The organism is Phycisphaerales bacterium (genome assembly GCA_040217175.1).
Lineage (GTDB): Bacteria > Planctomycetota > Phycisphaerae > Phycisphaerales > UBA1924 > JAHCJI01.
This window is the reverse complement of sequence record JAVJNT010000002.1, coordinates 397126-411380: the sequence shown is the minus strand read 5'-3', so window position 1 is coordinate 411380 and position 14255 is coordinate 397126. Positions and strand designations below refer to the sequence as shown.

The window sequence follows — 14255 nt, the reverse complement described above, 5'->3', positions numbered from 1 at the left end:
ACGCATGCGTTCGGTATCCGATACTCCCCCGATACAAGGGAGCGATCGCATGCTTGCAGGAGAACAGTATAAACGTGCGGCATACACGGGTGGTCAACGGCAGGACGAGTCCCATGAAGATCCGGACCGCCAATTCGACGTGGCGATGCGGGCGCTGCGGATCGCGTCTGACCTCTCCTGCATCCCGGCCGTCCCGACGCCAGATCTGGCCGACCGACTCGCGGACGCGCTGGTTTCCTTGTGCGGCGAAGATCGTGGCGTGATGCTGCAGATCGGACGCTTCGAAGGTCCCGGCGGCTGGGCCTGCGAGTCCGTCGGGGTTGGCGGTCGGCTGCGAGAGCTGCCGTCGAACGCCGCGACCACGCCTAAGCAGTTTCCTTGGCCTGGGCTGTCCGAAGGCGATTCGCCCGCGATCTACCTCGTGAGCCAGCCGAAGGCCGATCAAGCCGGAGTCAGTGGGCTGGTAAGCGCGTTTGCCTCGGTGAACCTGGGTCTCGAACTGGCCGGCCTTGCCTGCGGCCGCCATCCCGGCGCCCTGACCATCACCGTCCAGGTCGGTGGGAATCCGTCGGACGACGACGAGGCCGGCATCGCCGCTCGCGCCTGGTTGCTGCGCCGGCTGCTGCCCTGGATGCACGCGATCGTCCGGGCGGCCCTCGCGGAGAACGGCAGCCCGGCGACCCGGCCTTGGTTGACCGACCGCGAGCGCGTCGTGCTCGGTGGACTGGTCGAAGGCGGCTCGGTCACGGAAATCGCCGAAGCGCTCGGCCGCAGCAGGTACACCGTGCACGACCAGGTGAAGTCTCTGCACCGCAAGCTCGGGGTGCACACGCGTGCGGCGCTCGTCGGCTGCGCCATCCGAAGCGTGCCACTGCCGCCCTCGGACGGCATGCTCGGGGAAGGCGGCTAGCCCTCTGCGTCTTGGGGTGTACCGAGCCGGCGTTGCACCGAACGTGCGAGCGCGGCCGAGGCGTCGGCGTCGAGGTCCCGTGGCGCGTAGTACGTCATCGGGAGCCCACGGCGGCTGAGGCGGGGGTCGAACGGCGTGGACACGATCCGGATGGCCGAGGCATCGAGCCGGCGCGTTGGCGCGACGCGGCGCTCGATGAGGACGCGCACGCTGACGACGATGGCCCCCGCCGCCTGGCTCGGAGGCAGCGGTGGTTGCGGGCTCGCCAGCGCGTCGGGAACGCCGCCGGGTGGGCGGTCGGTTTCTTCGGCCGGCTCGAAGCGGACTTCCACGACGCGGCGTTGCGCGTTGATCGTGTCTTCGACCGGCCGACTCCCCGGGCCGAGCGTCCACGGCGTGAGCAGGCCCGCCCCCGAGCGTGGCCGCGTGACGATGATGCCCGCCCTCGCATCCACGCGCTCGAGCTCGAAGTGCCGGTCGAGCAGCACGCCCTTGGCCGCTTTGAAGGCGCCCCCGTAGTCCTGGGCTTGCACGACGAACGTCGCCGCGGCTGGCTGGGTCGACGCTTGCCTCGTCGCGCAGCCGGCAAGGCAGCAGGCCAGCAGCAGGATGGTGAGCACACGAGCGGGCACGCGGCAGCGTACGCCGGCGTCACCCCGCGTGGGCGGCCAGCAAGTTCCACAACGCCCGCACGCTCTCGAAGGTGGCGTTCGAGCCGCCGATGGCGACGCGGATGGCGTATCGCTCGCGTCCGCTCTCGGGCAAGGTCGTATGCGTCAAGAGCACCTGCCCGGTGTCGTTGGCGGCCTCGAGCAGGCGGCGGGTGTCGTCGTCGCGGTCGCCGGCAAGGCGGAGGCACACGAGCGACAGCGACCGCGGAGCGGCCAGCTCGAATCGCTCGTCGGCGAGCACCTGCCGCTCGAACCAATCGGCCCACTCGACGTGCTGGCGGATGTGGGCTTGCAGGCCCTGGGCCCCGTAGTGCCGCATGACGAACCAGAGCTTGAGCGCGCGGAAGCGGCGGCCCAGGGGCACCTGCCAATCGCGGTAGTCGATGACGGCGCCCGAGTCGGTCGCCGAGTTGCGCAGGTACTCGGGCCTCACGCTCAGCGAGTCGATGAGCGTCTGGCGGTCGGCCACGTAGAACAGGTCGCAGTCGAAGTTCGTCAGCAGCCACTTGTGTGGGTTCGTGCAGTAGCTGTCGGCGCGGTCGAGCCGGTTCAGGAAGCCGCGGTGCTCGGGGCAGACCGCCGCCGAACCGGCCCACGCGGCGTCGACGTGCAGCCAGGCCCTTGGGCAGAGCTCGTCACGAATGCCGGCCATCGCGCCGATGGGGTCGAAGGCGCCGCTGCTCGTCGTGCCGGCCGTGGCGCACAGGTAGAAGGGCGTCAGGCCCGCATCAAGGTCTGCCCGGAGCCGCTGGCGGAGCTCTTCGGGGTCGAGCGCATGCTCAGCATCGGTCTTGATGAGCCGCAGGTGCTCGACGCCGGCGATTCGCGTGGCCTTGAGTACCGAGCTGTGCGCCTGGGAGCTCGTGTACGCGACGAGCGTGCGCGGGTCGGCGTCGGGCTGCTGCGTCCTCAGGCGATGCCGGGCGGCGACCATGGCCACCAGCGTCGCCTCGCTGGCCGTGCCCTGGATGACGCCGCCGCCCTGGCTCGTGCTCAAGAACCGCTCGGGCAGCCCGCAGAGCTTCGCCATCCAGTCGAGCATCTTGGTCTCGAGTTCGGTGATGGCAGGGCCCGTCTGCCAGAGCATGCCCTGCACGCCCACGCCCGTGCTCAGGAGGTCGCCCAGCACGGCCGGCCACGAGCCGTTGGCCGGGAAGTAGCCGAAAAAGCCGGGCGACTGCCAGTGGGTGAGGGCCGGGAGGATGATGCCGCGGACGTCGTCGAAGATGGCCGGCCACTCGGACTCGCCGGCCGGTTGCTCGGGCGGGGCGTCGGGGATGGCGGCCAGCACGTCGCCCGGCTCGGCCTGCGATCGCACGGGCCGGGCGTCGATGGTGGCGTGGTAGTCGAGGATCAGGTCGAGCGTCTGGTGGGCGAGGGCTCGGAACTGCTCGGGCGTGAGGTGCGCTGGGCCTGGTTGGGTTGGGGCATCGGGCATGGGCCAACGTAGCGGGCCGTCTGCGAGATCGGCTTGCCCAGGCGGAGCGCGATGAGGGCTTTCCAGCCTTCGGGCGCACTCGCGGTGGTGGGGGGCGCGGTGCCGATCAGGCCGTCGAACACGCCGCGGACGACGGCCATGACCGCCGCCGGGCGTAAACCGGCGAGCCGGAACGCCTGCAGCACGCCCAGCCACGCCCAGAATCGGCCGGGGTGGCGGCTGTGCCGGCGAGCCATCCAGAGCCAGTTGCGCGTGGCGAGGTGGCACCAGCGGACGCTCTTGCGTGTGGCGGCGGGGCTGTCGTGCCAGACGACCCACGACGGGTCGAACCAGACCTTGCCGATGGTCGAGAGGCTCAGCGCCAGGTCGGTGTCGTTGCGGTAGAGGAAGAAGCCCTCGCAGTAGCCGCCCGCGCGACGCCAGGCGTCCTTCCGCACGAGGTTTCCGCAGCCCATGAGCGGCCAGGCGTCGCAGGCCTGGCGCACGCGTCGGGCGAAGGGCCACTCGCTCCGCCCGCCGTCGGGGTGCCTGGGGTGCAGCGCGACGCCGGCGACGTCCTCGCGTTCTTCGAGCAGCGTGAGGGCGAGGGCCAGGGCCGTCGGATCGGGCCACGAGTCGTCGTCGAGGATGAGCACCGTCTGGCCCGAGGCCGCCTCGACGCCGCGGTTGAACGCGGCGACGCCCGTGTTCTCTGCGAGTTCCAGGCATCGAACCGCCGGGAATCGCTCGCGGACGGCTTCGGCGGTGCCATCGGCCGACGCGTTGTCGACGACGATGACCTCGGCGCTCGCCGACGGCTCGCTGCTGGAGAGGTGCGCGAGCGTGCGCAGCAGGGCGTCCTTGCGGTTGTACGCGACGATGACGATGCTCAGGCCGTGGTCGGCGCTGCGGACCTGCGTGGCCATCGGCGCTGGCGGCGCGTGCCCGAAAGCGCCGCCGCGGCGTCGCAATCTGAGGGCGAGGCCAAGGCCACGCGCCATCGCGGTGGCTGCACGCCGGGCCTGGGTGAGCCGAGAGGTCGTGATCGACCATCCGCCCTGTGCGTCGAGCGCGATCGAGCCAGCTGGGTTCAGCAGGTCGCCGCGTCGCCCGCGGGCGCCCACGACGCGGCCGCGACCGGAGGCCTTCTGAACTGCCTCTTCCCTCGTCAGCCCCGGCAGATCAGGGTTGCCGGGGTCGATGCCGCTGGGCAGGGGGCCCATGACCCGCCCGGCCGCCGCATCGCGCAGCCCCGCCAGGTGGAGTTCGCCCAGGGCATGGAGCCCGGCGGCGTGCAGCGACGCGGCCCGGGCCGATTCACGCAGTGCTCGGCGGAACACCGGCGTGCGCGCCTCGGGCAGGGCGATCATCGCGCCCCGGGCGGCGAAGTAGCGGGCGACGGTCCGCATGCGGTCGGGCCGAGGGTGGGCTACGCGGCTGGCGGGGACGCCCAGCAGTGGCCGGCCGGTTGCCTCGCGCACGCGGCAGCCCCAGGCCACGTCGTCGCCGTTGAGGAAGGTCTCGGGAAACAGGCCCGATTGCCGGACGACCGCCGGCGTCGTCAGGATGCTGCAGGCGGCCAGGTAATCGCAGCTGATTGGCTCGTCGCCCAAGGGCGGGTGCTGCACGTACTCGCCCGTTCGCCGATCGACGAGCCCGCCGCACTCGAAGGGCTCGCGAGACTCCGGATCGACGAGGCATGAGCCGACCATGGCCGCATCGGTCCGTGAGAGCACGCCGAACAGGTGGCCGAGGGCCTCGGGCTCCGGGGCGGCGTCGCTGTCGAGCAGCCAGACGAGATCGTGCGTGCGGGAATGCCCCATGCACCACGCCAATCCGGCGTTGAATCCGCCGCTCCCGCCGCTGTTGGCCGGCTGGGGCAGGTGCGTGAGGGTCCAGGGGTTCGGCAGCGCGCCCGGCGCAAGCGAGTCGCGGATTGGGCGCTGGCTCGCGTTATCGACCAGAAGCAGCGTGGGGGAGAAATCGGATGGCAGCACGAGATCGGCGAGCGCGCGGCAAAGGTTTTGGGCGTCGGCCGGCCGATTGAAGCAGGGGCTGATAACCCAGAGCCTCGGCGCTTGGTCGGGGCCGTCGAGAGGCCGGGACGAAGGTTGTTGGCCGGACCCGGTCAACCGTTCCATGGGCAGGAGCGTACGGCACACAAAGAAGGATGCGGGGAGGCGACGCATCGGCGACGGCCCTGGCTGGACGCTAACATGCTTGCCCCCGCAGCCGCCCGACGGAGCGGCAGGACGACCCGCCACCGGCCGATGGACCACGGCCCCACGCCCGGCGGGCGAACACCAAACGGAGAGTTGAACCATGTCTTTGTATGGACGCGCGCTGGGTTGGATGGATCGGATCGCTGGCCGCGGGCAGGGACCCAAGGAATCGGCCCTGATGGAGGCCCTGGAGCCGCGCGTCTTGCTCGACGCGAGCTTCCCCGACATCTCCGACCTGGTCGACCCCGAGAACACGGTGGTTCGCTTCAAGACCACGCTGGGCGAGATCGACTTCGAGCTGTACGACCGCAGCGGGCCCGGTGGGGCGAGCGCGGCGCCGGTCACCGTCGAGAACTTCCTGAACTACGTCAATAGCGGGCGCTACTTCGAGAGCTTCTTCCATCGCTCGGTCAACGTCAACTCGACCAACCCCGACATCGATGGAGATCCGTTCATCATCCAGGGCGGCGGATTCATCTTCAACGACGACGACGGGCTGAGCCGTGTCGATACCGACGACGCCATCGAGAACGAATCCAACCCGGATCGCTCGAACGTCGAGCGGTCGCTCGCGATGGCGCTGGTGACCAGCCTGGGCACCGATACGGCGACGAGCCAGTTCTTCATCAACCTGCGCGACAACAACGGCAGCCAGGGCTTCGGCGACATCGATCTGGATGCCCAGGACTTCACGGTCTTCGGCCGCGTGGCCAACGACCGCTCGTGGACGGTGGTGCAGGCCATCCAGAACCTCGACACGTTCGTGTTCGCCGACGTCTTCGTCGACGACGAGGGCAACCTGACCGACAACGAGGGCAACCCTTCGATGTCGCCGTTCTTCCTTGACGATCCGGACGCCGACGTGGTGAGCTTCGCGCTCACCGATGTTCCGGTGCGCAGCGATCCGGGCTTCATCGCGCCGGGCGAGATTCGGAGCACGTCGCTCGAAGAGCGGTTCCTGGTGCAAGTCAACAGCACGCTGGTGATCAAGCCGGCCGATGCCGAGAAGTTCTATACCTTCCTCGTGGGGAACCCCGAGGGCTATGCCAACGACACGAGCGTGACGTTCGTCGAGCTGACGACCAACACGTCGAGCGGCTCGGCCTCGTTCTACCAGATCGTGCTGCGGTACGAGACCGGCGTCCGCGACCAGGTGCTGGCGAGCGGGATGCTCGACCCGGGCACGCGGACGCGCATCGCGGTGAGCGATCCCGGTGGGTCCGAAGCGGCGCAGGCCCGCAAGTTCACGCCGTTCGCCATCGAGGTGCAGAGCACCGAGGGCATGAGCGCCTCGCTCACGCACACCGACTTCGGCGCGACGCTGACCGAGTCGTTCGTGAACTTCGCCGACCTGGACGCTCGCGGCCCCGGCGCGTTCTTGAACTGGGGCTTCGGCGGACTGGCGTCGACCATCGGCGACACGGATTCGGACGGTTCGCTCGACAACATCGATACGCGCGAGTCGTACATCGTCTGGCAGAACCTGACGGGCATGACCGGGACGGTCACGGTAACGGTCTACACCGACGCCAGCTCGTTCCAGACGACGACGTTTGCGCTGGAAGGCCATCGCCGAGGCGGCATCGAGCTGCACAACTCGTTCGGCTTTGCGACCCAGGGCGTGCAGGCGATCGACGTGCAATCGGACGTACCCATCATCGCCTCGATGAGTACGTACGACTCGCTGCTGACCGCCGACGGCTCGGCCGCCTTCGCCAACGTCGCGTATGGCGCACTGGGCGTCGTTGGCGGCGGCGACACCGAGGGCGTGCTGACGGGGGTCCAGTACACGAACAACCCGAACGAGGAGGCCTACCTGACCTTCCTCAACACGGGGCTGTCGGGCACGGTCATCACGCTGACGATCAGCGACGAGGCCGAGTTCTCGGGTACTCGCAACATCGTGCTGGCGCCTCGGGACCGCGGCGAGTTCAACCTCGATCTCCTGGTGTTCGAACTCGGCGGCGAGTTCGAGCCCGGCGAGTTCCTGACCGTTCGCTATGAGTCGACCCTGCCGGTCGCGGGCCAGTACACCGCCGTCATCGGTAACGAGGCACAGTCGACGGCCTTCCAGACGCAGCTGTCGGACCTGGTCATCCTCTCGGGCGGCTTCGATCCGGGCGACAACGGCGAGGTCATCTCGCTGTACAACCCGTACAACGACACGGCCGACGTCGAGCTGAACTTCTCGGTTCAGTTCTACTTCTTCGATCGCAGCCAGTTCGTGCAGTTCGGATTCCTGCCGATGCTGGAACCGGGCGAGAGCGCGAGCATCTCGGCCCGCGAGTTCAACGACGTCTTGGCCACCATCACGCTCGGGGAGGACTGGGGCCGCTACACCATCTTCATCGCGGGCATCGCGATTCCGTCGGGCGGCGGCACGACGCCAATGGCGGGCCAATTCGGCGTGTCGCTTTCGCGCATCGGCGATGACGGATTTGGTGGGCGATCGGTGACGATGAGCACCGGCACGCTCGGCCAGGGCACGCTGGTCGACCTGTCCGACGACGTCTTCGACGGCGGAATCGGCGGCTGATCCACGCCTGCCAAGCAGCATGTCGAGCCGGGAGCGTTACGCTCCCGGTTTTTTGTTTCGTGGCTGCGAGGCCGGATGGTCCATCGTGTTCGAGCGACGGGCGACGAAGCGGCGAGCGAGGCGGCGCAGAGCGCCGGGAACCAGCCCATCAACGCGACGCGCTAGGGCTATGGCGCCCGAGCCGTGATATGCATCGCGCACGGCGTGGAGGTATTGCAGTTCGATCGGCAGGCCCGTCTCGTCGATCCAGTGGGCGTCCGATCGGCGGAGCAGCGCGTTGGCGCGGGCGGCGACGTCGACGGCGTGGGCCTCGAAGAACGCCCGGTGGTTCTCAAGGAGCCGGTGGTAGAGCGCTTCGTGCCGCGTGACGGCGTCGTCGATCATGGTCTGCTGGCTATGGCGACGCCAATTGAAGAGCGGCTGACGGCAGCGCACGCCGTGCCAGCCGCGCGAGGCGAACCGCAGCCAGAGGTCCCAGTCCTCGTAGCCGTCGGTCATTGACTCGTCGAAGCCGCCGGCGGCCTCGAAGCGGTCGCGGCGGATCAGGCAGGTCACCGGGTGCAGGTTGGTAACCATCAGGAGGATGGGGTCCCACGCCGGCACCCGCCAGACGACGTCGTTGCCCAGGTCGGTCAGGCGTTCCTGGCAATAGGCGTGGCTGGCCTCGGGGTTGTCGTCGAGCAGCGTGCCGAGCGTCGCGGTGAAGGTACGCTCGATCCAGTCGTCGGCGTCGAGGAATACGAGGAACCGGCCCTTTGCGAGCTTGGCCCCGGCGTTCCTCGCCGCGGGCAGCCCGGCGTTGGGCTGGTGCAGGACGCGCACGCCCGGGCCCGTAAGGGCGTCGCAGGCCGCGGGCGTCGAGCCGTCGTCCGAGCCGTCGTCGACGACGATGACTTCGATGCTGCTGCCGGCCTGGTCGAGGCACGAGCGAACCGCCTCGGCAACGAAGCGGCCGTGGTTAAAGCAAGGAATGACGACGCTCGTCATCGGCGGGGCGTGGCCGGCCTCGTCGGGCATGCCAGGGTTGTAGCCCCCCCGGGCCGATGGCGCGGCCGGCCCCTATCGTCCGGCGTGCGCGTGTCGTGGACCCTGATCGGGCATATCTCCCTCGAGCTGTGGCGGCACGTGCTGCTGATCACGGCGGTGCTGGTGCTGGTGACGGCCTTCGGCGCGTCGGTACAGCACTACGCCAAGGGCCAGCTCACCGCCTTCGACACGCTCAAGTTCATGGGCCTGGCGGCGGTGCCGATGCTGGCCTATGCCATCCCGTTTTCGGGGGCGCTGGCTGGTACGCTGGCGTACCACCGCATGGCCCAGGAGCGCGAGCTCATGGCCGCCCAAGCCGGCGGTATGAGCCTGCTGGCGCTCCTCGCGCCGGCGATCGTGACCGGCGTCGTGTTGACGGCGACCCTGGGCGTGCTCAGCGAGCAGGTGATCCCGAGGTTCTTGCAGCGGATGGGCGAGGTTGCTTCGGGGCAGGCCGCCGGGCTCATCAGCCGGACGATCGAGCGCGGCGAGGCCGTCCAGGTCGAGGGTTTCCTGCTCTACGCCGACCAGGTATTCACGCCCGAGGTCGACCAGCCCGGCGTGCAGGCCCACCTCGTGCTGCTCGGGGCTCACCTGGTCAAGCTCGACCCCGAGGGCGCGATGGCAAGCTGGGGCGCGGCCGAGCGGGCCGACCTGTTCGTCATGAAGCCGCGCGAGATCACCGAGGCCGACCTCGTCGGCCCTGACGAACCTCCGGGCGCCCCCGGCGAGCGCGTGAGCGAGGTCATCTACCGTGTGCGAGATGCGGTGGGCGACGCCGGCAGGCTGGCCGACGGCAAGGTCGGCGAGTTCCAGGACACGCTCTTCATGCCGGGTGGCGCGGGCGATCGGCCAAAGTTCCTCACCTGGGGCGAGATGCGCAGCGCGTACCAGAACCCCGACCCGCTCGGCCCGATCGATGCCGCGCGGCGCGACCTCGCCTTCCACCTTGCCCTGCGGATGATCATCGAGCGCACCGTCAACGAGCTGCGCGGTGGCGGGGCGGTGCAGGTCATCGGGGCCGACGACTCCACGCTGGTGCTCCGCGCCGGCGGCATCGATTGGGACGAGCAGGCCAAGGCTTGGCGGCTGAAGCCGCGAGGCTCGCAGCCCATCGTGGTCGAGCGGTACCGCCCGGAGCGGGGCGGAACGCGCTCGTTCGACCGCTTCGAGATCGAAGCCGCCACAATCGAGGCGAACCTGACCGGCGACCCAGCCAACCGGGGCATGGAACTCATGCTGCTGGGCGAGAACGTGCGAACGGCGGTCGCCCAGACGCCCGACGCCGAGTCTCGCGTGGGCGGGGTGCGGGAAGAGATGACGCTAGGTCCGTTGAAGGTCGAGGGCGATCCGGTGGCCCAGACTCTCGCGATGTCGAGCGAGGAACTCTTCGTCGCCGTCGAGGCGCACAACGAGCGTTGGGGCAGCGAGGATCCGTTCCTGACGCCGCCGACCAACGACCTGCGCAAGCGCATCGCCAAGACGCGCAAGGAGATCTTGGGCACGCATCAGGAGCGGCTGGCGCTGAGCGCGGCGGCCTTCGTGCTGGCAATCGCCGGCGCCGTCGCGGCAATCCGTTTCCAGGAAGCGCCGCCGCTCTCGGCCTACCTCGCGGCGTTCCTGCCGGCGCTGGCGATGATCCTGGTCGTCTCGACGGGCCAGGAGATGGTCGAGGACTACGGCCCGATTGCGCTGCCCATGCTGTGGGGCGGGCCGGTGGTGCTGGCGGGGCTGGTCGCGTGGACGTCGGTGGGCATCGCGAGGCGGAAGGGCTAAGGGGAACGCGTGCGGCTGCTCGATCGAACCATCGCCAAGCAGTACTTCGTGAACGTCACGCTGCTGCTGCTCATCCTGGGCAGCTTCATCGTCGTCGTCGATGCATCGCTCAACTTGCACCGATACGTCCGCTATGCGGGCGAGCACGATGACCTGTTTTCGAAGTCGCTGGCGACCATCTCGGTCATCTGGAGCCTGTGGTGGCCCCGCCTGCTGCAGCTGTTCAATTTCACGCTTGGCTTCGTGCTGGTGGCGGGGCTGGGGTTCACGGCCGCGCAGCTCGTCGCGAGGCGCGAGCTGGTCGCCGTCCTGGCCAGCGGCATCAGCCTGTGGCGTGCGATGGCGCCGGTGCTGGTCGTGGCGCTGGGCTTCATGCTGCTGGGCGTGGCGAACCAGGAGCTCGTGCTGCCGCGCATCGTGGGCGTCCTGCTGGCCGACGATCCGCGCGTGAGCCGGGAGGACGCCAAGATCGGTGTGACCAACCTGCCGACGACGCCCGATGCCTCCGGCCGGCTGTTCTTTGCGAGCGTCTTCGACCCCGATGCGGGCGAGATGCGGGGGCTCAAGGTGTGGGAACGCGACGAGGTAGGCGTGCCGACTCGCCTGATCTCCGCCGAGCGGGCGACCTGGGACGGATCGGCCTGGCTGCTCGAAGGCGGCGTGGCCCAGCCCGTTGGGGTCGGCGGCGCGCCCCAGGCAATCGACCGCATCGAGACCGAGATGGACCCGAGCGCGCTGGCCGTGCGACGGTTCGCGGGGCTGGGCCAGCACCTCAGCTTCGCCACGCTGGGCCGCATGCTGGGCCAGGACGAGAGCCTGACGCCCGAGCTGAAGCGTCGCCTGCAGCGCGACCGGTGGGGGCGCGTGGGCTCGTGGGTGGCCATGGCGCTGTCGCTCATCATCGCGCTGCCGTTCTTCGTGACCCGTGAGCCACGAAACATGGGCGTGCAGGCGGCCAAGTGTGCTCCGATCGTGCTGGCGGCCCTCGTCCTGTCGGCTCTTGGCGTTTCTGCGCCGATCGCTGGCATGCCCGGCTGGCTGAGCGTCTTCCTGCCCGCCATGCTCCTGGCGCCGGCGGCGGCCGCGGCGGCGACGAGCGTCCAGACCTGAATGAGCAGCGAATCGATGCTCGATTTCGGCCGCTCCGCAGGATCTTGACGATTCCTGCTTCTCGGGGCGTTCCGTGCAACGGATCGGGTGGCTCGGGCATACAAACGGCGACGGCACCCCGGGCTCGGCGGGCGGGGGCCGAAGTCGGCAGGTCTAGGATTTGGCTCCCATGAGCACGCCTTTGGGCACGATTTCAATCCAGCGGATCGGCGAGCCGACGCGACGCGGGCGAGCGCGTCGCGGGTTCTCGATGCTCGAGTTGCTCATCACTATGAGCATCGTCGCCGTGCTCCTGGGCCTGCTGATCCCGTCGCTGCGGTACGTCCGGTATGCCGCCAACGGCGCAGTGTGCGCGACCAACCTGAGGCAGATTGGCATCGGCTGGCGTCAATACGTCGATGACCACCAGGCCATGCCCTTCCGGGAGAACGCCGACTGGAAGTACGGCGGGGCGTCGTTCTTCGGCGCCGATCGCCGGGCCGTGCTGGCGAGCGATCGCCCGATGAACGGCTACGTCATGACCGAGAGCGAGCAGGACTCGGACCGCCTGGCGTACCTCTTCCGGTCGCCGCTCGACCGCGGCTACCGCTGGACCGAACGCTCGGGCAGGCCCGTCTCGCAAGACGTCTTCCCGCAGCCGACCGTCTTCGAGCGGTTCGGCACGAGCTACCGGGCCAATCCGCTGTTGCTCGACCGGCGCTTGCTCGATCCCGAGATGCCCGCGGGTCCGATCGCCGAGCACGAGATCCAGACCATGCCCTCGCGGATGCTGCTGATCGCCGTGCCGCAGTGGCAGATCGTGGTCGACCGCGAGTGGCGCGTGGAGGCCTCGTGGCACCCCGAGCCCGACACGGGCAACGTGCTCTTCCTCGATGGGTCGGTGCGGCACACCAACTTCGAGGACGGCCTCGGCACGGCCTACGAGACCGTGCCCTATCCGGTGAAGGGCCCGCGGCCGCGCATCGGCACGCCGCCGATTCCCTGGATCTACTAGCTACGCGAGCATCTCGAGCAGGCGGGCGCGGATGGCCTTCGGGTCTCCGGCACCCTTGGCCTCTTGCATCGCGTGGCCGATGAGGCGGCCGATGGCCTGCTGCTTGCCGCCGCGGACCTCTTCGGCCGCCTGCGGATGGGCGTCGGTGGCTGCCTGGCACCAGGCGTCGATCGCGCTGGCGTCCTGCACGATGAGCAAGCCGCGCTGCTCGGCGAGCGTTCGTGCATCGGCGTCGGTCGGCTCGGTCGCCATCGCCTCGAGCAGCTCGTCCAGTCCGTTGCTGCTGACGTCCCCGGCCAGGCGCAGGCTGATGAGGTCGGCGAGCTGCGCGGCGGAGATCTCGAGCTCGCCCGGCGCGCAGCCGCGCTCGTTTGCGAGGCTCGCAAGCTTCTGCGTGATGGCGTTGGCCAGGGGCTTGGCTGACTTGCTCGCGTCGTGGCCGTTTGTGCGCAGGGACTCGAGCGCGCGATCGAAGAGCGCGCCGGTCGGGGCGTCGTTCAGGATGATCGAGGCGTCGGCGATCGGCAGGCCGAGATCTCTCGTGAGTCGCTCGAGGTGCGTGAGCCAGGGCTCGGCCGCGAGCGTGCGGGCACGGTCGAGCATGTCGCTGGCGATGCGCACGGGCGGTAGATCGGGGTCGGGGAAGTAGCGGTAGTCGTGGGCGTCTTCCTTCTCGCGCTGCACGATCGTCCGCTGGTTCGCGTCGTCCCAGCCATAGGTGGCCTTGGCGCCGGGACCCATGACGCGTCCGTCCTCGCGCCAGCGCTCCGGCTGCGTGCGATGCTCGTACTCGATGGCGCCGACAACGGCCCGGAAGCTGTTGAGGTTCTTGACCTCGACGATGGGCGTCGTCACCGTCTGCCCGCCGGCGAGCGTGAGCACGCAGTTAATATTGGGCTCGAAGCGGACGTGGCCCTCTTGCAGCACGCCCTCGCTCGCGCCCATGAGCCGGACCGTGTGTCGCAGCCATCGGCAGAAGGCCTCGACCTGCGACGCGTTGGTGAAGTCGGGCTCGGTCACGATCTCGAGCAGCGGCGTGCCGGCGCGGTTGAGGTCGACGATGGAATGGTCGATGGCGCGGCCGCCCGGCGCCTCGTGCAGCAGCTTGCCGGCGTCTTCCTCGAGGTGGGCACGCGTTACGCGGATTGGCGTGCGCGGCGCATCGAGGTCGACCTCGCCGCGATCGTTGAACGCCGGCACGTCGACGCGGCCCTCGAAGCACAGCGGCTGGTCGTACTGGCTGATTTGGTAGGCCTTGGGCAGGTCCGCGTAGAAGTAGCTCTTGCGGTCGAACCGTGTGACCTGGGCGATGGAACAACCCAGGGCCAGGCCGACGGCGATCGACAGCTCGATGGCGTGGGCGTTGGGCGTCGGCAGGGCGCCGGGCAGCGCGAGCACGACCGGGTCGATCAGCGTGTTGGGTTCGGCGCTGCGGGCCGCTGCCGACGTCGGGTTGCGGGCCCGCGTGAACATCTTGCTGTGCGTCGCCAGCTCGACGTGGACCTCGAGCCCGACGACGAGCCGGACGTCGGTGATCTCGGCGCTGGCGCGCTGCTGGGCGGTCATCTCGGGCGCGGTCGTGGTCATCGGTCG

10 protein-coding genes are annotated in these 14255 nt (G+C 69.4%); 5 read left to right on the top strand and 5 right to left on the bottom strand.

Translation table 11 applies throughout. The features are described 5' to 3' along the window. Window positions 1-49: 49 nt before the first annotated feature. Entirely contained in the window at window positions 50-910 is an 861-nt protein-coding gene (locus tag RIA68_08885) for a LuxR C-terminal-related transcriptional regulator (GenBank protein ID MEQ8317557.1), read from the top strand. On the opposite strand, the gene RIA68_08880 is transcribed toward RIA68_08885, so the two are convergent. Genes RIA68_08880 through RIA68_08870 form a run of 3 tightly spaced genes read right to left on the bottom strand, consistent with a single transcriptional unit; the run spans window position 907 to window position 5139 of the window. Next, window positions 907-1542: a hypothetical protein gene (locus RIA68_08880; GenBank protein MEQ8317556.1), complete on the bottom strand. Its 636-nt coding sequence runs from the start codon at window positions 1540-1542 to the stop codon at window positions 907-909. The genes RIA68_08885 and RIA68_08880 overlap by 4 nt on opposite strands. 19 nt (window positions 1543-1561) lie before the next feature. Further along, a complete protein-coding gene (locus RIA68_08875) occupies window positions 1562-3019 on the bottom strand; it encodes a pyridoxal-dependent decarboxylase (GenBank protein MEQ8317555.1) in 1458 nt (485 codons plus the stop codon). After that, a complete protein-coding gene (locus RIA68_08870) occupies window positions 2935-5139 on the bottom strand; it encodes a glycosyltransferase (protein MEQ8317554.1) in 2205 nt (734 codons plus the stop codon). Before RIA68_08870 ends, RIA68_08875 begins: the two co-directional genes overlap by 85 nt. Before the next feature lie 181 nt (window positions 5140-5320). Between RIA68_08870 and RIA68_08865 the strand changes: the two genes are divergently transcribed. Next, window positions 5321-7756, top strand: coding sequence for a peptidylprolyl isomerase (locus tag RIA68_08865; GenBank protein MEQ8317553.1), 2436 nt, complete (start codon window positions 5321-5323; stop codon window positions 7754-7756). Between the two features lie 36 nt (window positions 7757-7792). Here RIA68_08865 and RIA68_08860 read toward each other — a convergent pair whose 3' ends face one another. Next, complete coding sequence (locus RIA68_08860; protein MEQ8317552.1) at window positions 7793-8773, bottom strand: glycosyltransferase family A protein; 981 nt, start codon at window positions 8771-8773, stop codon at window positions 7793-7795. 54 nt (window positions 8774-8827) lie between these two features. On the opposite strand from RIA68_08860, the gene RIA68_08855 reads away from it, so the two are divergent. The 3 genes from RIA68_08855 (at window position 8828) to RIA68_08845 (ending at window position 12662) form a co-directional block, all read left to right on the top strand. Next, window positions 8828-10558: an LptF/LptG family permease gene (locus tag RIA68_08855; protein ID MEQ8317551.1), complete on the top strand. Its 1731-nt coding sequence runs from the start codon at window positions 8828-8830 to the stop codon at window positions 10556-10558. Window positions 10559-10567: 9 nt separating this feature from the next. Next, complete coding sequence (locus RIA68_08850; GenBank protein ID MEQ8317550.1) at window positions 10568-11668, top strand: LptF/LptG family permease; 1101 nt, start codon at window positions 10568-10570, stop codon at window positions 11666-11668. Between the two features lie 169 nt (window positions 11669-11837). Continuing rightward, window positions 11838-12662, top strand: coding sequence for a type II secretion system protein (locus RIA68_08845; protein MEQ8317549.1), 825 nt, complete (start codon window positions 11838-11840; stop codon window positions 12660-12662). On the opposite strand, the gene gatB is transcribed toward RIA68_08845, so the two are convergent. Further along, the gene (gene gatB / locus RIA68_08840) at window positions 12663-14249 is read right to left on the bottom strand and encodes an Asp-tRNA(Asn)/Glu-tRNA(Gln) amidotransferase subunit GatB (GenBank protein ID MEQ8317548.1); all 1587 of its coding nucleotides are present in this window, start codon (window positions 14247-14249) and stop codon (window positions 12663-12665) included. Window positions 14250-14255: the final 6 nt, after the last annotated feature.